The 16,571-nt window shown below is 70.0% G+C and carries 14 protein-coding genes, 1 tRNA gene and 1 pseudogene; 6 read left to right on the top strand and 10 right to left on the bottom strand.

Annotation, left to right across the window (positions count from 1 at the left end):
• Positions 1 to 46: 46 nt before the first annotated feature.
• Complete coding sequence (locus ACIBEI_RS02840; protein WP_398884374.1) at positions 47 to 1,741, bottom strand: ABC transporter substrate-binding protein; 1,695 nt, start codon at positions 1,739 to 1,741, stop codon at positions 47 to 49.
• A gap of 74 nt (positions 1,742 to 1,815) precedes the next feature.
• Positions 1,816 to 2,838, bottom strand: a complete 1,023-nt coding sequence (locus tag ACIBEI_RS02845; protein WP_398884376.1) for a LacI family DNA-binding transcriptional regulator — start codon at positions 2,836 to 2,838, stop codon at positions 1,816 to 1,818.
• 198 nt (positions 2,839 to 3,036) lie between these two features.
• Here ACIBEI_RS02845 and ACIBEI_RS02850 point away from each other — a divergent pair.
• Positions 3,037 to 3,473, top strand: a pseudogene (locus ACIBEI_RS02850) (PfkB family carbohydrate kinase); the annotation flags it as partial.
• Positions 3,474 to 3,582: 109 nt separating this feature from the next.
• Here ACIBEI_RS02850 and ACIBEI_RS02855 read toward each other — a convergent pair.
• The 6 genes from ACIBEI_RS02855 to ACIBEI_RS02880 all read right to left on the bottom strand — a co-directional run bounded on the left by ACIBEI_RS02855 (position 3,583) and on the right by ACIBEI_RS02880 (position 8,738).
• Positions 3,583 to 3,659 (bottom strand) — tRNA-Pro (locus tag ACIBEI_RS02855).
• Between the two features lie 146 nt (positions 3,660 to 3,805).
• Complete coding sequence (locus ACIBEI_RS02860; protein WP_398885089.1) at positions 3,806 to 4,618, bottom strand: MurR/RpiR family transcriptional regulator; 813 nt, start codon at positions 4,616 to 4,618, stop codon at positions 3,806 to 3,808.
• A gap of 381 nt (positions 4,619 to 4,999) precedes the next feature.
• On the bottom strand, positions 5,000 to 5,941 hold the full coding sequence (locus ACIBEI_RS02865) for an ABC transporter substrate-binding protein (protein WP_398884378.1): 942 nt from the start codon (positions 5,939 to 5,941) through the stop codon (positions 5,000 to 5,002).
• 108 nt (positions 5,942 to 6,049) lie between these two features.
• Entirely contained in the window at positions 6,050 to 6,739 is a 690-nt protein-coding gene (locus tag ACIBEI_RS02870; RefSeq protein ID WP_398884380.1) for an ABC transporter permease, read from the bottom strand.
• The gene (locus tag ACIBEI_RS02875; RefSeq protein ID WP_398884382.1) at positions 6,736 to 7,401 is read right to left on the bottom strand and encodes an ABC transporter permease; all 666 of its coding nucleotides are present in this window, start codon (positions 7,399 to 7,401) and stop codon (positions 6,736 to 6,738) included. The genes ACIBEI_RS02870 and ACIBEI_RS02875 overlap by 4 nt, the downstream gene beginning before the upstream one ends.
• Positions 7,398 to 8,738, bottom strand: coding sequence for an ABC transporter ATP-binding protein (locus ACIBEI_RS02880; protein WP_398884384.1), 1,341 nt, complete (start codon positions 8,736 to 8,738; stop codon positions 7,398 to 7,400). The genes ACIBEI_RS02875 and ACIBEI_RS02880 overlap by 4 nt, the downstream gene beginning before the upstream one ends.
• Positions 8,739 to 8,857: 119 nt before the next feature.
• Between ACIBEI_RS02880 and ACIBEI_RS02885 the strand changes: the two genes are divergently transcribed.
• From ACIBEI_RS02885 to ACIBEI_RS02900, 4 genes are all read left to right on the top strand, one after another.
• Positions 8,858 to 9,868 (top strand): ornithine cyclodeaminase family protein, encoded by a 1,011-nt coding sequence (locus ACIBEI_RS02885; RefSeq protein WP_398884386.1) that lies wholly within the window; start codon positions 8,858 to 8,860, stop codon positions 9,866 to 9,868.
• Positions 9,865 to 11,430 (top strand): histidine ammonia-lyase, encoded by a 1,566-nt coding sequence (gene hutH / locus ACIBEI_RS02890; RefSeq protein ID WP_398884388.1) that lies wholly within the window; start codon positions 9,865 to 9,867, stop codon positions 11,428 to 11,430. Before ACIBEI_RS02885 ends, hutH begins: the two co-directional genes overlap by 4 nt.
• On the top strand, positions 11,427 to 12,332 hold the full coding sequence (locus ACIBEI_RS02895) for an amidohydrolase family protein (RefSeq protein WP_398884390.1): 906 nt from the start codon (positions 11,427 to 11,429) through the stop codon (positions 12,330 to 12,332). Before hutH ends, ACIBEI_RS02895 begins: the two co-directional genes overlap by 4 nt.
• A gap of 74 nt (positions 12,333 to 12,406) precedes the next feature.
• On the top strand, positions 12,407 to 12,943 hold the full coding sequence (locus ACIBEI_RS02900) for a hypothetical protein (RefSeq protein ID WP_398884392.1): 537 nt from the start codon (positions 12,407 to 12,409) through the stop codon (positions 12,941 to 12,943).
• A gap of 31 nt (positions 12,944 to 12,974) precedes the next feature.
• Here the strand turns inward: ACIBEI_RS02900 and ACIBEI_RS02905 are convergent, their stop codons facing one another.
• Together ACIBEI_RS02905 and ACIBEI_RS02910 are read right to left on the bottom strand one after the other, a co-directional pair.
• Positions 12,975 to 13,889, bottom strand: a complete 915-nt coding sequence (locus tag ACIBEI_RS02905) for a YceI family protein (RefSeq protein WP_190227540.1) — start codon at positions 13,887 to 13,889, stop codon at positions 12,975 to 12,977.
• A gap of 269 nt (positions 13,890 to 14,158) precedes the next feature.
• Entirely contained in the window at positions 14,159 to 15,193 is a 1,035-nt protein-coding gene (locus tag ACIBEI_RS02910) for a LacI family DNA-binding transcriptional regulator (RefSeq protein WP_398884395.1), read from the bottom strand.
• Between the two features lie 148 nt (positions 15,194 to 15,341).
• On the opposite strand from ACIBEI_RS02910, the gene ACIBEI_RS02915 reads away from it, so the two are divergent.
• On the top strand, positions 15,342 to 16,568 hold the full coding sequence (locus ACIBEI_RS02915) for an amino acid ABC transporter substrate-binding protein (RefSeq protein ID WP_398884397.1): 1,227 nt from the start codon (positions 15,342 to 15,344) through the stop codon (positions 16,566 to 16,568).
• The last annotated feature ends 3 nt before the right edge of the window (positions 16,569 to 16,571 follow it).

The following is a 16,571-nucleotide window of genomic DNA, read 5'->3' on the forward strand; positions in this document are numbered from 1 at the left end:
GGGCGGCCGTCCGGGGAGGAGGGCGGCCGCCGGTCCGCGGGCGGCGTCAGCCCTTGACGGGCTTCAGCGACGTGAGCACGAGGATCGTGCTGCCGTTGCGGTTGCCGAGGGTGGCGTACGGATTCTTCTCGGTGGGCCAGCCGGTGAAGCGGGCGTCCGTGTACGCGCCCCACTCGGGGCCGGTGAACAGCGGGACGACGGGCGCGTCCTCGTTGTACAGCGCCTGCAGACCGTTCATCTGCTCGGCTTGCGTCTTCTCGTCCGTGGCGGCGGCGAAGGCGTCGATGAGCTTGTCGGCCTTCTCGTCGCCGAAGCGGTGGTAATTCTCCGTGGCCTGCTTGCCGACCGGCTGGAGCATCTTGGTCGACATCACACCGCGGAAGTACTCGTACGGGGTGGCGCCGTTGTTGCTCCACACAATGCCGGTGTCGAAGGTGCCTGTGTTGTACGACGACTGCACGGCCGCCCAGTCGGGCGTCTTCACAATGGCGGTGATGCCGACCTTCGCGAGGTCCTGCTTGATGATGTTGGCGACCGAGATCCAGTCGGAGGAGGCGGAGCCGACGGAGATGTCGAGCGTGAAGTCCTTGCCGTTCTTCAGCTTCCGCTTGCCGCCGCTCTCCTCGTAGCCGGCCGCGTCGAGGGCCTTGGCCGCCGCGATGCTGTCGTACTTCGTCCAGCTGCAGGACGCGGCGAGCGAGGTGTCGCGCCACGTGTCGTATGTACGGGCCAGACCCGTGCAGTCGGCGGGTTCGGCGTAGCCGTTCATCGCGACCTTGGTGATCTGGTCGCGGTCTACGGCCATGCTGAGCGCCTTGCGCACGGCCGGGTCGTCGAAGGGCGCCTTGGTGGTGTTCAGCTGCCAGTTGATCATGGCACCGGTGGCCGGGAACCAGTAGTGGTTGTGCTTCTTGTCCTTGGCGACGAAGGACTTCTCGATGTCCGGGATGAACGACTGCGTCCAGTCCACCTCGCCGCTGGTGAAGGCGATGTTGGCGCTGTCGTTGCCGGAGAAGGCGAGCATCTGGATGCCGGCGATCTGCTGCTTGTCGGGCTGCCAGTAGTCGGGGTTCTTGCGCAGCTCGTACGACTGGCTCTGGAACTTCTCGATCTTGGTGTACGGGCCGGTGGCGACCGGGTTCGGGTTGGTGAACTTCGCCGGGTCCTTCACCTTGGACCAGATGTGCTTCGGCAGGATGTAGTGGTTGCTGATCTCGTAGAAGGCGGTCGAGAACGCCTTGTTGAAGGAGAACTTCACCGTGTGGGCGTCGACCGCGGTGACCTTGTCCAGGTAGTCGAAGCCGCCGAGCACCTTCTTCTGGAGCTCGAAGGTGTAGACGACGTCGTCGGCGGTGAGCGCCTGGCCGTCCGACCACTTGACGCCGTCGCGCAGCGTGAAGGTGAGGGACTTGGCGTCCTTGGCCTGCTCCCACTTGGTGGCCAGCCAGGGCGTGTCCTTGGCGTCCGCCATGCTGTGGACGACCAGCGGCTCGTAGATCGCCTGGAGGGTCATGGGGGCGGCCTGCGGGGAGAGCGGGTTGAAGTTGCGCGTGAACGTCGCCAGATCCTCGCGCGGGATGGTGAGCAGCTGGTTCCCGGAGGTGTCACCGGCACCGGAGGTGCCCGAGCCACCCGTACAACCGGACAGGACCAGGGCTGCGGCGGCGATCGCGGTGACCGCTCTCAGGACGGCTCGGGGCCGCCGTGAAGGAAAGCGGGAGGGTATGCCGGAGGGTGCCATAATGGAGACTCTTTTCCTCTCTTCAACACACAGGGCGAAGACGGGATGGGATTCCTCGGCGGACTGATTAGCGGTCAGACCGACGAGCGTTCGAGCAGCGGGCAGTCGATCGTCACCCTGCGGGTGTCGAGCGGCTGCCCCGCTGCGAGAGCGGCGAGCATGTCGATGCCCTTGGTGCCCATGGCCTCGAAGGGCAGGGCGAGCGTCGTCAGCTTCGGCCGCAGATAGGCGGCGATGAGTTCCTGGTTGTCGAACCCCACGACGGCCACGTCGTGCGGGATGCGCAGCCCCCGTTCCTTGATCGCGTCGTACGCGCCCATCGCCATCCGGTCGTTTCCGCAGAACAGCGCGGTCGGCCGGTCGCCGGCCGGGCGGTCGAGCAGTTCGCCGGCGGCGGTGTAGGCGCTGTCGGCGGTCGCCCAGCCGGGGACGACGAGGGAGGGGTCGGGGGTGATCCCGGCCTCGCGCAGGGCACGTTCGTACCCTTCGCGCCTGCCGACGGCGGCCGGGATCGCCGGATCGAGGTTGATGAACCCGATGCGGGTGTGACCGGCGTCCAGGAGCCGGCGGGTCGCCTTGTATCCGCCCGACACCTCGTCGGGCAGGATGCACGGCAGTTCACCTTCCGCGTCGTAGCAGTTGACGAGCACCGTCGGCACCTCCCGGACGGCCTTGGGGAGCGTGACGGCGCGGTGCCAGGTCGTGGCGTACAGGAGCCCTTCCACCCGGTGCTCCAGCATCTGGTCGAGCGCGGCGGCCTCCTGGGCGGGGTCGCCCTCGCTCGCGGCGATCAGCAGGAACCTCCGGTCACCCCAGGCGCGGCTCTGCGCGCCCGTGATCACCTCCCCCGCGAAGGGGCCGGTCACGATCTCGGTGATCAGCCCGTACCACCCGCTGCGGTTCGCGGCCAGCGCCCGCGCCCCGGCGTTGGGCCGGTAGCCGAGCTCGTCGATCGCCTCCAGGATCCGCCGACGGGTCTCGTCGGGGATGGCTGCGCCGGGCTTGTCATTCAGGACGAAGGAGACCGTGGTCCGTGAGACACCCGCGTGGCGGGCCACATCGCTCATGGTCACGCGATGCGACTTGTTCGTGGCCACTTCCAGTCCCTCTCGGCCGGCCGGAGGCGAGACACCGTCTCCGGTTTCGCGCTTTAATAACGCGCGTTACTTCCTTGTGGCAGGGAAGTTACGTCCGTCTTGAGTGGCATGTCAATACCTGCGCAATGGGCTGTATCAGGCCACCGTCCCGGCGCCCTTCCCCGCCCGCGCTCTTCCTGAGAGAGGCAGACAGTCACCATGGCCCGACCCCAGGCCCCCCGTCAGTGTCACCGTCCTCGGCGAGTGCGTGGCCGACGCCTTCACCGACCCCGCCCGGTCCAGCTCCGACGAACTCGCGCTGCGCGCCCTGCCCGGTGGCGGCCCCGCCAACACCGCCGTCGCCCTCGCCCGGCTCGGCACCCCCACCCGCTTCCTCGGGCGCTTCTCCGCAGATGTCTTCGGCACCCACTTCCGTGCCCGCCTCAGCGCCTCCGGCGTCCACCTGACCGGCAGCGTGACCGCCCCCGAGCCCAGCACCCTCGCCGTCGCCGTCGCCGTCGCCGACCTCGACGAGACCGGCCAGGCCACCTACACGTTCTATGCCCGACAGCGCCGCCGGCTGGCAGTGGACCGACTACAAACTCGTCGGCGCCCGGCTGGACGGTGCGGCCTGCCTGCAGACCGGCTCCCTGGCGAACCAATCCCGGCTCGGGCGCGCAACCACAGTGCGACCACCACACCCCCGGACGCATGAAAAGCCGCCCTCCCATGGATGAGAGAACGGCCTCCGACCTGCATCAAAGCTGGTCGGGACGACAGGATTTGAACCTGCGACCCCTTGACCCCCAGTCAAGTGCGCTACCAAGCTGCGCCACGTCCCGATGCGCTTCGTCGCGGAGTTCCGCGTGAACACGCAGGTGAACCTTACCGTACGCGCCTGGTGACCGAGGCCGGTCCGGCGCCGGTGACCGGTGACCAGGCACCGGTGTCGGGGCGGCATCCGTCGCGCGGCGCTCGCGCGAGCCGGTCAGTCGACGAACAGGCCCCGCGCGGCCGCCCGTGCGTCGAACTCCTCCAGGCGGGCCTGGGCGTCGGGCAGGGCGTCGCACATCGCCTCCAGCAGGACCTGGCCGAGGAGCATGGGGGCGCTGACCGTGTCGAAGACCAGGTCGGTGCCGACGGCGGCCGGGAGAAGCAGATCGCTGTGGGCGGCGACCGGGGCGAAGGTGCCGTCGGCGATCGTCACCACGGTCAGTCCCGTCGCGCGGGCGTGGTCGAGTGCGTCGAGGAGTTCGGCCGGGTGGCGCGGCAGGGCGAAGCACATGAGGGCGCTCGCGCCGGCGCTCCTGGCCATGTCGATGCGGTCGGCGAGCCGTGAGCCTCCCTCGTCGAGGAGACGTACGTCCGGGTGGACCTTGGCCGCGAAGTAGGCGAAGCCGCGGGCCTGGGCCGCGGAGGCGCGCAGCCCGAGCACCGGCAGCGGACGGGAGGCGGCGAGCAGCCGTCCCGCGCGTTCCACGGGCCCGGGATCGGCCAGCAGGGACGCGAGTTGGAGCAGATGGTGGATCTCGGCCCGTACCGCCTGCTGGTACGGGTTGGCCGGCCGCGCGTCCACCGCCGGCCCGGCGGGTGCCACGTCCCGCAGGTGCTTGCGCAGGGCCGGGTAGCCGTCGAAGCCGAGGGCGACCGCGAAGCGGGTCACCGACGGCTGGCTCACGCCTGCCAGTTGGGCCAGTTCGACGCTCGACAGGAAGGGTGCGGCCGCGGTCTGCCGGACCAGACAGTGGGCGATACGGCGCTGCGTGGGCGTCAGCCGGCGCCCCTCGAACAGCTGGTGCAGCCGTGCGGGCTCGACGGCCCCCTGGGGCCCGTCGGCACTGACGCCGGTCCCGTCCGTGTCGGTCACCTTGGTCCCCCTCTCTGCCGCGCGTACCGGACTCGTTGCCGGGCCTGCCTGACTTCTTGCCGGGCACGCCGGACTCCTCGGCCGTCCTGCCTGACTGCGTGTGGTCCTGCCCGACGCCGTGCCGGACTATCGAACTCCCCTGCCATCCCGCCCGACTCCGTGCCGTACTGCCCGAGTCAGTGCGGTCCTGCCCAACTCCGTGCGGCCCTGCCTGACCGTGCCGGGCGTACCGGACCTTCGCCAGGCGTACCGGCTCTTCGCCAGGCGTACCGGACCTTCCGCAACCGGTGCGGAAGGTCCGGACGACGGTCGGCGTCAGCCGGTGAGACCGGCGTTCGTCAGCCACTCCTTGGCGACGTCGGAGGCGTCCTCCTTGTCGTTGACGAGCTTCTTCATCATCTCCAGCAGGTCCTCGGTGGTGAGCTTGGCCGAGAGGGCGTTGAGGGCCGCCTTGGCCTTGTCGTCGACCGCGGACTTGTAGACGAGGGGTGTGACGTTCTGCGAGGAGAAGAGGTTCTTCGGGTCCTCCAGGACGACCAGCTTGTCCTCGACGATCGCGGGGTCGGTCGTGTACAGGTTGGCGGCCTGCACCTTGTCGTCCTTCAGCAGCTTCAGCAGGGTGCTCTGGGCGCCCGCGTCCAGCGGCTGGAACTTCCCGAACTCGACGCCGTAGACCGTCTTCAGACCGACACCGCCCTGCGTACGGGTCTTGAACTCCGAGCCTGCGCCGATCGTCATGTCCTTCGCGACCGGCTTCAGGTCGGCCAGGGTCTTGAGCTTGTACTTGGCGGCGGTCTCGGAGGTGACCGTGACCGAGTCCTTGTCCTCGGCCGCGGCGGAGTCGAGTATCTCCACGGACTTCGGGAGCTTCGCCTTCAGCTCCGCGTTGATCTCCTCCGTGCTGGTGGCGGTGCTCTTCTTGTCGACCGCGACGGACAGCAGCGCGCCGTTGTACTCGGGGAAGACACCGATGCCGCCCTTGACCACCTGGTCGTAGTACACCTCGCGGGCACCGATGTCGAACTTGCGGGTCACTTTCAGGCCCTTGTCCTCCAGGGCCTGGGCGTAGATCTCGGCGAGGAGCTGGTTCTCGGGGAAGTTGGCCGAGCCGACGACGATGGACTTGCCGCCTCCGCTGTCCCCGCTGCTGCCGGTCAGCGGGTTGTCGTCGCTGTCGTCGCCTCCTCCGCAGGCGGTCAGGGCGAACGCGGTGACGAGGCCGAACGCGGTGGCGCGGGCGATGGCTTTGGCATTCATGGGTGTTTCCTTTCTTGGGGCCCTCAGGAGCCCTCAGGAGCTCTCGGAGCCTTCAGGAGCGTGGGAGCGTGGGAAATCAGGAACTCGGGAACTCGGGAACTCGGGACATCAGGACTTGGTCGGCGAAGGCTGCAGCCCCGGCGAGACGACGACGCGCCGCAGCGCGGTGAAGACGGCCTGGACGACGAGCGCCAGCATGACGACGACGGCGGAGCCGCCGATGACCAGTTCGTAGTTGTTGCGGGCGAGTCCGTCGACGATGAAGCGCCCCAGACCGCCGAGACCGGGGTACGCGGCGACGGTCGCCGTGGCCACGACCTGGATCGCGGCGACCCGCAGCCCGAGCAGGATCAGCGGCAGCGCCATCGGCACCTCGACCTTCAGCAGGACCTCCCAGCCGGTCATGCCCATCCCTCGTGCCGCGTCCCTGGTGTCGGGGTCGACTCCGCGTACGCCCTCGAAGGTGTTGATGAGGATCGGCGGGACCGCCAGCGCGACCAGGGCCACCAGCACCGGCGTGGTGCTCAGCCCGGCGACCGTGACGACGAGGACGACCAGGCCGAAGGTGGGGATGGCCCGCGCGAGGTTCGCCACGCTCGCGACGGCGAACGCGCCCCGGCCGGTGTGCCCGACCAGCAGTCCGAAGGTCAGCCCGATCAGGGTGGCGAACACCAGCGATATGCCGCTGTAGGTCAGATGCTCCGCGAGCCGGTGGGGGATGCCGTCGTCACCGCTCCACTGCTGGGACGACGTCAGCCAGTCGCCCACGAGCTCGATCTGGTTCAGGAAGTCGTTCACGCCCTCGCCCCCTTGCCGCGCGCCCATGGTGTGAGCAGCCGCTGTGCCAGCACGAGCAGTGCGTCGGTGACGAGGGCCAGCAGCATGATCAGTACGGTCGCGGTGATGATCGGGGTCGGGAAGTCGAGCTGGAGTCCGCGGGTGATGTAGTAGCCGAGGCCGCCCTGTCCGATCAGCTGCCCCACGGCGACGAGGCTGATGGACGAGACGGCGGCGACCCGGACGCCGGCCACGACGACGGGCACGGCGATCGGCAGTTCGACCTGGACGACACGACGGACCGTGCTGAATCCCATGGCGGTGGCCGCCTGCCGTACCGGTTCGGGGACCGAGGCCAGTCCGTCCACGACGTTGGGTATGAGCACCGACAGTGTGTAGAGCGTCAGCGGGATCATCACCGTGCGTTCGGTCAGACCCGTGTAGCGCACGAAGATCATGAACAGGGCCAGCGACGGGATCGAGTACAACACGTTGGCCGCGGTCAGGGTCGGCGGGTAGATCCACCGCCAGCGGTGACAGAGGATGCCGAGCGGCACGGAGATGAGCAGTCCGAACAGCACCGGCAGGAGTCCGAGCCGCAGATGGACACTGGTGTAGTCGGCCAGCTCGCCGATGTGATCGCCGATCCAGTCCCAGCGTATGAGGGGTTCGCCGTCTCTCATCGCCCGTCACCGCCCGCGCCCGCGCCGTCGGCGGAGTCGCTGCCGCTTCCCTTGTCCCCCTTGGCGACCTGCACCTTGGACACCGCGTCCTCGGCGGTCGCCGTGTCGGCCGACTCGGCGCCGGAGGTCTCCGCGCCGACCGTCCCCACGTCGGTCACCGCCGCCTCGGCAGTCTCCGCTTCAGCCGTCGCCTCCTGGGCCGTCCCGGGTGCGGCCGTCGCCTCCTCGGCCGCCGCGTCACCGACAGCCCCGTCCTCGGTCATCGCCGCGGACAGCTCGTACGCGTCCGCGACCCCGACGACCGCGCCCTGGGAGTCGACCCCCACCGCGAGCCGCGACGGCGACAGCAGGGCCGCGTCGAGGGCGGCCCGTGCCGAGTCGCCGGCCAGGCTGAACGTGTGGCCGAGCGGGGTCAGCGCGGCGTCCGCGAGTGTGCCGCCGGCCGGCAGGTCGGCGACCGCGGCCCAGCCGAGCGGCCGCCGGTCCCCGTCGACGACGAGCACCCAGGGCTCGTCCGCCGCCCGGGCCCGCGCCACCGGGGAGTCGGCCGGCAGGACCAGCCCCTCCCGCAGCGGCAGATCGGCGGCCTTGACGAAGGACAGGCGGCGGATGCCACGGTCCTGGCCCACGAAATCGGCCACGAAGTCGTCGGCGGGATGCGCGAGCAGCCGCTCCGGGGCGTCGAACTGCGCGAGCCTGCCCCCGGTGCGGAGCACCGCGATGTGGTCGCCGAGCTTGATCGCCTCGTCGATGTCATGGGTGACGAAGACGATCGTCTTGTTCAGTTCCTTCTGCAGCCGGATGAACTCCGCCTGCAGCTCCCCCCGGACGATGGGGTCGACCGCGCTGAACGGTTCGTCCATCAGCAGCACCGGCGGGTCCGCGCCCAGTGCCCTGGCCACCCCGACGCGCTGCTGCTGTCCGCCGGAGAGCTGGTACGGATAGCGCTTGGCCATGGAGGCGGGCAGCCCCACGAGCTCCAGCAGCTCCGCCGCCCGCGAGCGCGCCTTCTTCTTGCCCCAGCCGAGCAGCAGCGGCACGGTCGCTATGTTGTCCAGCACCGTGCGGTGCGGGAACAGCCCCGCGTGCTGGATCACGTATCCGATACCCCGGCGCAGCTCCGGGGCGGCGATCTCCCGGATGTCCTGGCCTCGCAGGCTCACCGTGCCGGCCGTCGGCTCGACCATGCGGTTGACCATGCGCAGGGTCGTGGTCTTGCCGCAGCCGGAAGGGCCGACCAGGACCGTGATGCCGCCCTCCGCCAACTCCAGCGACAGCTCGTCCACGGCTGTCGTGCCGTTGGGATAGTTTTTGCTCACCGCATCGAATCTGATCAAAGCTGCCCCTTACCCGACTGCATATGGTCATGCAGAGTTGTGTGTGGCTGAATTACAGTCAATCCCCTTTTGTAAACGGGACGTTACGTTCGCCCGAAGAAAGTGAAAGGGTGCCCGAAATGCAGGCGTTTGACCCGGTTTGGTTCACGTTTCTGAACGGCTCGGACATCGAACAGCTCGAACTTGACGACACCGAGGTGCTCGACGCCGTCGAGCAGGGGCTGCGTGCTCAGGGCCGCGGGGAGACGGTCATCGAACCACGGGTCCACCTCACGCCCGATCCCTCGTTCAACGGCCACTTCAACGTCCTGCGCGGCTACATCGCGCCACTGGGGCTGGCCGGAGTCAAGATTGTGGGCGACTACGTCGGCAACTACAAGGCCGGGCTGCCCTCCGAGATGGCGCTGCTCAACCTCTTCGACCCGCGTACGGGAATGCCGGTGGCCGTGGTCGACGCCACCGCCATCACCGAGATGCGCACCGGCGCGCTCACCGCGCTCGGGGCGCGGCACCTGGCCCGCCGCGACTCCAAGGTGCTCGGTCACATCGGCGCCCGCGCCACCTCGTACTGGAACGTCCGCCTGCTCGACCGGATCTTCGACTTCGACGAGATACGCGTCCACTCGCGCCGCCCGGAGAGCCGTGAGGCCTTCGCCGAGCGGCTGGAGAACGACCTCGGCAAGCCCGTCATCGTCACCGACGACTGGAAGTCGTGCGTCGAGGGCGCGGACATCGTCGTGGAGGCGTCCCGGCTGGAGCGGCCCGAGCCGCTGCTGAGGACGGAGTGGATCGCGCCGGGAGCGCTTGTCGTACCGTACGGAACGATGAGCGCGGTCGAAATCACCCTCACCGACATCATGGACAAGGTCGTCGTCGACGACTGGGGCCAGTGCCGGTCCGGGCCGTTCGGTGCGCTGCGCGCGCATGTCGAGTCGGGGCGGCTCAGCGAGGAGACCCTGCACGGTGAGCTGTGCGAGATCGTCGTCGGCGACAAGCCCGGCCGCGAGCGCGACGACGAGACCATCCTGTTCTGGCATCGCGGCCTCTCGTTGTCCGACATCGCGCTGGGCGCGGCCATGCTCAAGAAGGCCGAAGAGCGTGGCCTCGGGCAGAACCTGCGGTTCTCATGACCGGTACGTTTTCCGCTCCTACCCCGGCAGTCGCTGCTGACGCCGTGGTCCTCGACGGGCGCGCCCTCACCTGCGACGACGTCGCCGCGGTCGCACTCCGCGGCGCCCAGGTCGCCCTGGCCGAGGATGTCCTGCCCCGGCTCGCGCGCGACCGCGCGGTCGTCGACGACGTGGTCGACCGCGAGGTGCCGACGTACGGTCTGACGACAGGGCTCGGCAGCCGCTCGTCGTACGCGCTGCCACGGGCCGAACTCGGCGAGTTCAGCGTGCGCACGGTCCGGGGCCGGGCCAACGCGGTGGGCGATCCGCTGCCGGTCCCCGTCGTACGCGCCGCCCTGCTCGCCCGGGTGAACGGCATCGCGGGCGGTGGCAGCGGAGTGCGGCCGGAGATCGTGCCGCTGCTGGTCTCGATGCTCAACTCCCGGGTGCACCCTGTGATCCCCGAGGTGGGGTCGATCGGCGCCTCCGATCTGTGTCAGATGGCCCATGTCGGCCTGGTCGTCATCGGCGAGGGCCGTGCCGAGGTCTCCGGTGAGGTGCTCGACGGGGCGGAAGCACTGCGACGGGCCGGGCTGGCCCCCGCCGAGCTGGGGCCGAAGGACGGGCACGTGCTGTGCAGCGCGAGCCCGCTGGCCGCCGGAGTCGGCGCCCTCGCCCTCCACGAGGCGGCTGCCGTACTCACCCTGGCCCAGGCGGTCACGGCGCTCACCTTCGAGGGGTTCCGGGCGAACACGAGCCCGCTCGACAGCCGCGTACTGGGCCTGCGTCCGGCCCCCGGTCAGGCCCGGGCGGCGGGCGAACTGCTCGCGCTGCTGGACGGCGGCGAGCTGGCCGATCCCCGGCACGCGAGGCGCGTCCAGGACCCCGTGAGCCTGCGCTGTGCCGCCCAGGTGCACGGGGCGCTGCACGCCGCCCTGGACTTCGCCCTCGCCGCACTCGAACCCGAGCTCAACGGCTGCGGCGACAACCCGGTGGTCCTGGCCGACACCGGGGAGATCCTCTCGTCCGGCAACTTCCACACGCCGGCCCTGGCCCTCGGCTTCGACACCGTCGCGCTGGCCCTGACGCAGGCCGCGGCGATCTCGGCCGAGCGCATGCGGCGGCTGCTGAATCCCGCTGTCAGCGGACTGCCCGCGAACCTCTCGCCGTACGGTCCGGAGCGTTCGGGCTTCGCGCCGCTGGCCAAGACGGCGCAGGCGCTCGTCGCGGAGATCCGTGCCCTGTCCGCGCCCGTGTGCACCGACCCCCGGCACGGCGCGGACGCGGTCGAGGACGACTCGACCAACGCGGCGCTCGGGGCGCGCCGGCTGACGACGATGCTGGGCAGGCTGCGGCAACTGCTCGCCGTGGAGGCCCTGGCCGCGGCACAGGCCGTGGACCTGGCGGCCCCTGCCACCATGGGACGCGGCCCCGGTCTCCTGCACCGCGCGATCCGCGAGCTGGTCCCGCCCCTGGACGACGACCGGCCCAGTGGAGTGGACGTGGACCTGGTGAGCCGGGACGTCCTGGGGTCCGACGAGGTACGGAACGCTCTGTGCGCTCTGGTGGAAGGACCTTCGTGACCAACGTCGACGTACACCAGCATCTGTGGACCGCCTCGTTCCTCGCGGCCCTTCGCGCGCGTGACAAGCCGCCGTTCCTGGACGGCTGGACCCTGCACACCGCCGGTGAGCCGCCCTACGAGGTCCCGGCCGCCCAGCACGATGTCGCCGCGCGCGCCGAACTGGCCGCCGCCGACGGGCTCGGCAGGGCGCTCGTCTCACTGTCCGCCCCGCTCGGCATCGAGTGGCTGCCGTCCGACGAAGCACGCCCGCTGCTCGACGCCTACCACGAGGACGCGGCGGGCCTGCCCGAACCGTTCGGGGCCTGGGCCGCCGCCTGCGTCCGGGACATCGACGCCGACTCGACCGCCGCGGACCTGGACCGGGGGTTCGCCGGGCTCCAGCTCCCGGCCAACGCCCTGACCGACGAGGCCGGTTACGCGCGCTGCGCCCCGCTGCTCGATCTGCTCGAAGCGCGCGGCCTCCCGCTGTTCGTCCACCCCGGCCCGGCGCCCGGCGCGTCACCGGGGCCCGGCTGGTGGCCTGCGATGGTTCCGTACGTGCAGCAGATGCACTCCGCGTGGTTCGCCTTCCGGGCGTTCGGCCGGCCTCGGCACCCGCGACTTCGGGTGTGCTTCGCGCTGCTGGCCGGGCTCGCCCCGCTGCACGGGGAGCGCTTCGCCGCCCGTGGCGGGGACGAGGGCCGGGCAGGTGTCGATCCCGATGTGTTCGTCGAGACGTCCTCATACGGTCCGCGTGCCGTGGACTCCGTCGTCCGCGTTCTCGGAACCGACGTCGTCGTGATGGGCTCGGACCGGCCCTACGCGGAACCGCCGCAGCAGCCCGGCTTCGGTCTGGGCGGGGCCACCGCCTACGCCTTCCGCATCACCAATCCACGCCGCCTGCTCACCGGAGAGGACTGACCGCACCCGACGGCCTCATGCGACGGCCACCCGTGACCGTCGTCCAACACGCAACCGGCACAAGGGGGATGACCATGAATCCGACCCCGTTCGACGCGACCGCGCTCGCCGAACTCGGCGCGTCCGACCGGCCGTTCACGGCAGAGGAGTGCGCGGACCGGGCCCGCCGGGCGGCGGCGTTCGTCGACACCGACGCGCTCGACCGCTCCGGTCCCGGCTCGTATCTGCTGCTGTGGCGGAACGACAACTCCGAGGCGTGGCTGAACACTTGGTGGCAGTCGCGCGACACCGGCTACCACGACCACCAGGGGTCCTGCGTCGGGGTGCACGTGATCGAGGGGGCCGCCTGGCAGGAGGGGCTGCCTGTGGGCGGCCCGCGGCGCGCCCGCCGGTACGGGGCCGGCGAGTCGTTCTCGTTCCCGGGTTCGGGCGTCCACCGGATGGACCACGACGCCGGCGCCGTGACCGTCCACGTCTACTCGCCGCCGATCGAGGCCATCGGGCACTACGAGATCGTCGACGGCGAACTCCATCGCACGGCCGGGCCGCCCGACGAGGGCTCCCCGGCGAGTCCCCGACTGCTCGACGCCCTCGACTCGATCGGGCGGTGAGTGGGTTCGGAGTGGGTTCGGAGAGAGCCCGCTACTCCGGCGGGGTGGGTGTGTCGTGCGTGCGGTACATCGCCTGTACGTCCAGTTCGAGCTGGATCGTCGGGCCGACCACCGCGATACCGCGGGCCAGCATGTTCCGCCAGTTGAGCGTGTAGTCCTCGCGGTGCAGTTCGGCCTTGGCCAGGGCCGCACAGCGCAGTTCCTCGCCGTAACCGCCATTCACCATACCGAGGTACGTCGTGTCCAGGGCCACCGAGCGGCTCACCCCGTGCATCGTCAGCGAGCCCTGCAGCGTCCACTTGCTGCCGCCGCGGTAGGCGAACCGCGTGCTGTGGAAGTCGATGAAGGGGAAGCGCTTGACGTCCAGGAAGTCCGCCGACCGGAGGTGGTTGTCGCGGGTCGTGTTGCCCGTCGTGATGCTCGCCGCGTCGATCCGGACATGGACCCGGGACTCGGTGATGTCCTGAACGATCTGGATGCCGCCGTCGAAACGCTCGAAGCGGCCGTGCACATGGGCCATTCCGACGTGCTTGGCGATGAAGCGGATCGCCGTGTGGGGCGGGTCGAAGAGCCAGGTGCCGGTCGGCGGCAGGTCGAGCTGACGGGCCGGTTCCAGGCGGGCGTACAGGGTGGGGAGGGTGACGCCGGCGACGATCTCGACGGTCTCGCGGACCGGGGAGAGCCCCTCGGCCATGACCATCATGCTGTAACCGCCCGGCGGCAGCACGGCCATGAAGAAGCCGTACGGGTCGGTGGTGCCGCGGGCCGCGACGCGATGCGAGTCGAGCGCGGTGATCGTGACGTCGGCGCCGCCCATGGGCTGTCCCATGGGGTCCGCGACCTCGCAGCCGACCGCGCCCGCGCCGGGCGGCAGGGGCATTGTGAGGCCCGAGGCGGCGGCGGAGGCGTCCCTGGAACGCCGACGCCGAAGCAGTCCGAGGGCCATGATGTTCACCTGTCTTCTCAATTCCGTTGCGTGCCACGGCTCGACGCCCTCCCACACGCCCGGCAGGCCCGTGGGCCGCACGGACACGGGCACGGCGGACCGGGACGTGAGCCACTCATGATCGTGATCCAGCCGTCCCCGACGTGGGTGTCTCAATACGAGACAGTGGGTCGGCGTACGAGGCAGTGGATCGCCGTACGAGAAGTGACTCGCCGTACGAGAAGTGGCTGGACGGCACCACGTCCGGTCACCGCGAGCCCGCCCAGGCCTCACCGCGAGGGCACGGGCCCCGTGGAGTCGCGTACCACCAGCTCATGGCCGGTGGATTTCCGGCGGGGCCGGGAGGCGGGCGGTTTCAGGGCCATCGAGAGGGCCTGGCGGCCCATTTCGGCGAGGGGCAGCCGCACGGTGGTGAGGCCGGGGGCGAGGTCCGCCGCGAACGACACGTCGTCGAATCCGGCGACCGACATCCGGTGCGGGACCGGTACGCGGTGGGCGCGGAGCGCGGAGAGGACACCGATGGCCATGGCGTCGTTGAGGGCGACGATCGCGGTGGTGTCCGGGTGGTCGTGCAGGATCCGCTCGGCCGCGTCGCGCCCGCCGTCGCGGGTGAACTCGGCCTGCGCCAATGGTAGTTCGTCGGAGGGCAGGCCGGCCCCCGACAGCGCCGCCGCGACCCCCGCGAACCGGTCGGCGACCGTGGACAGCAGCATCTCCCCCGCCGCCACAGCGATCCGGCGGTGTCCGAGGGACAGCAGATGACCAGTAACTGTCTCGGCGCCCTCCTTGTTGTCGGGCCGCACCGCGTCCGCGTTGAGGAAGTGACGGCCGATCACCGTCAGCCGCCCGCCGGCGTCCTGGAAGGCGGACAGCTCGGCCCTGGACTCGGCCTCCATGCGGGGATCGACGTACCCGGAGCCCGCGATGATGATGACACCGACGCGCTGGGCGATCAGATGGCGGATCTGGCGCAGTTCGTTCTGCGGATTGCGGCCGGAGTGGCAGATCTGGACGATCAGATCGCGTTCGCCCGCCACCTGTACGACCCCGCCCGCGATCTCCGAGAAGTACGGGTCGTCGATCTGATGGACGATCAGCCCCACCGTCGAGGCGGTACCGCCCGCCAGCGTGCGCGCGTGGGGATTGGCGACGTAGCCGAGCTCCCGCGAGATGCGGCGGACCCGCTCGGCCACCTCCTCACGCACCCCGTCCCGTCCGGCGAGCGCCCGGGACGCCGTGGTCAGTGAAACTCCCGCGCGCTCGGCCACATCGGCGAGCCGCAGTCGTGAACGGGGCCTTGGCATTCGTCACCGCCTCCGAACAGGGCCTTGTCAATCGGTCCGTGCACGACGCTTGTCTCAACTCATGTGACGTGGATTACATAGTACGCAAGCGCTCGCGAAAGCGCTTTCGAACGGCGAAGAGAGTGCCTGCGGACAGGGGAGTCCAGCGATGAGCACAACACAGCGCCTTTCATGGAGAGTTGCCGCCCTCGCGTCCGCCACGGCACTCACTGCCGCCGGTTGCGGCTCGGGCGGCGGCTCGGAGGATTCACCCGACGACCCCATCACCATCGGAGTCTCGCTCCCGCTCACCGGGGACTTCTCGGAACCCGGCAAGGGCGTGGAGCGCGGCTACAAGGCATGGGCGAAGATCGTCAACGACAAGGGCGGACTGCTCGGCCGCAAGGTCGAGTTGAAGGTCCTCGACGACCAGTCGAACGCCGACCGGGTGGTCTCCGACTACGAGCAACTGATCGGCAGGGACCAGGTCGACCTGGTCCTCGGCCCGTTCTCCACCCGGCTCGTGGTACCGGCGGCCCGGGTGGCGGAGGAGTACGGTCTGCTCTTCGTCGAGCCGGCCGGCGCGGCTCCGGAGGTCTTCGACCAGGGCTTCAAGAACCTCTTCTACGCGGCCCCGGCGGTCGCCAACGACCACTACAACCACCTCGCCGACTACATCCTGGCGCTGCCCGAGGCGGAGCGTCCCAAGTCCGTGGCGTACGCCGCGATGGACGACCCCTTCGCCCAGGGGACGGCGTACGGGCTCAAGGACAAGCTGGAGAAGGGCGGCATCAAGACCGTCGTCGACGAGGTCTACCCGCCCAACACCACCGACTTCGGCTCGATCGCCGCGCAGATCGCCTCCTCCAAGGCCGACATGGTGGTGGGCGGTTCGCAGTACCAGGACGGGGTGAACCTGATCGTCGCCCTCCAACAGCTGAACTACCAGCCGAAGATGGCCGCCTTCTCCACCGCCCCCACCGAACCGGAGTTCGCCAAGGCCATCGGCGACAAGACCGAGGGCATCCTCGCGCCGACCGGCTACACCCAGCACGCGGACTACCCGAGCAACAAGGAGTTCGTGGAGAAGTACACCGAGCAGTTCGGCAAGGCCCCGGAGGAGGACGAGGCCAACGCCTACACCACGGGACAGGTCGTCGCGGCGGCCGTCGAGGCCGCCAAGTGCGCCTCCCAGGACGAGGAGTGCCAGCAGAAGCTCGTGAAGTGGCTGCGCGGCAACGAGGTGGAGACCGTCGTCGGGCCCCTCAAGTGGGACGACAAGGGGCGCCCGCAGAGCGCGCACATGATCCAGCAGTGGGTGGACGGCGAGATCCAGATCGTCCTGCCCGAGGAACAGAAGGAAGCCGACCTGGTCCACCCCAAGCCGAAGTGGTGATGC

This window comes from Streptomyces sp. NPDC050988 (genome assembly GCF_044456225.1).
Taxonomy (GTDB): Bacteria; Actinomycetota; Actinomycetes; order Streptomycetales; family Streptomycetaceae; genus Streptomyces.

Excerpts from the sequence above, each read along its gene's own strand:
- ACIBEI_RS02840 (WP_398884374.1), bottom strand. The coding sequence starts at position 1,741 with ATGGCACCCTCCGGCATACCCTCCCGCTTTCCTTCACGGCGGCCCCGA.
- ACIBEI_RS02865 (WP_398884378.1), bottom strand. The coding sequence starts at position 5,941 with ATGAATGCCAAAGCCATCGCCCGCGCCACCGCGTTCGGCCTCGTCACC.
- ACIBEI_RS02875 (WP_398884382.1), bottom strand. The coding sequence starts at position 7,401 with ATGAGAGACGGCGAACCCCTCATACGCTGGGACTGGATCGGCGATCAC.
- ACIBEI_RS02885 (WP_398884386.1), top strand. The coding sequence starts at position 8,858 with ATGCAGGCGTTTGACCCGGTTTGGTTCACGTTTCTGAACGGCTCGGAC.
- hutH (WP_398884388.1), top strand. The coding sequence starts at position 9,865 with ATGACCGGTACGTTTTCCGCTCCTACCCCGGCAGTCGCTGCTGACGCC.
- ACIBEI_RS02900 (WP_398884392.1), top strand. The coding sequence starts at position 12,407 with ATGAATCCGACCCCGTTCGACGCGACCGCGCTCGCCGAACTCGGCGCG.
- ACIBEI_RS02905 (WP_190227540.1), bottom strand. The coding sequence starts at position 13,889 with ATGGCCCTCGGACTGCTTCGGCGTCGGCGTTCCAGGGACGCCTCCGCC.
- ACIBEI_RS02910 (WP_398884395.1), bottom strand. The coding sequence starts at position 15,193 with ATGCCAAGGCCCCGTTCACGACTGCGGCTCGCCGATGTGGCCGAGCGC.
- ACIBEI_RS02915 (WP_398884397.1), top strand. The coding sequence starts at position 15,342 with ATGAGCACAACACAGCGCCTTTCATGGAGAGTTGCCGCCCTCGCGTCC.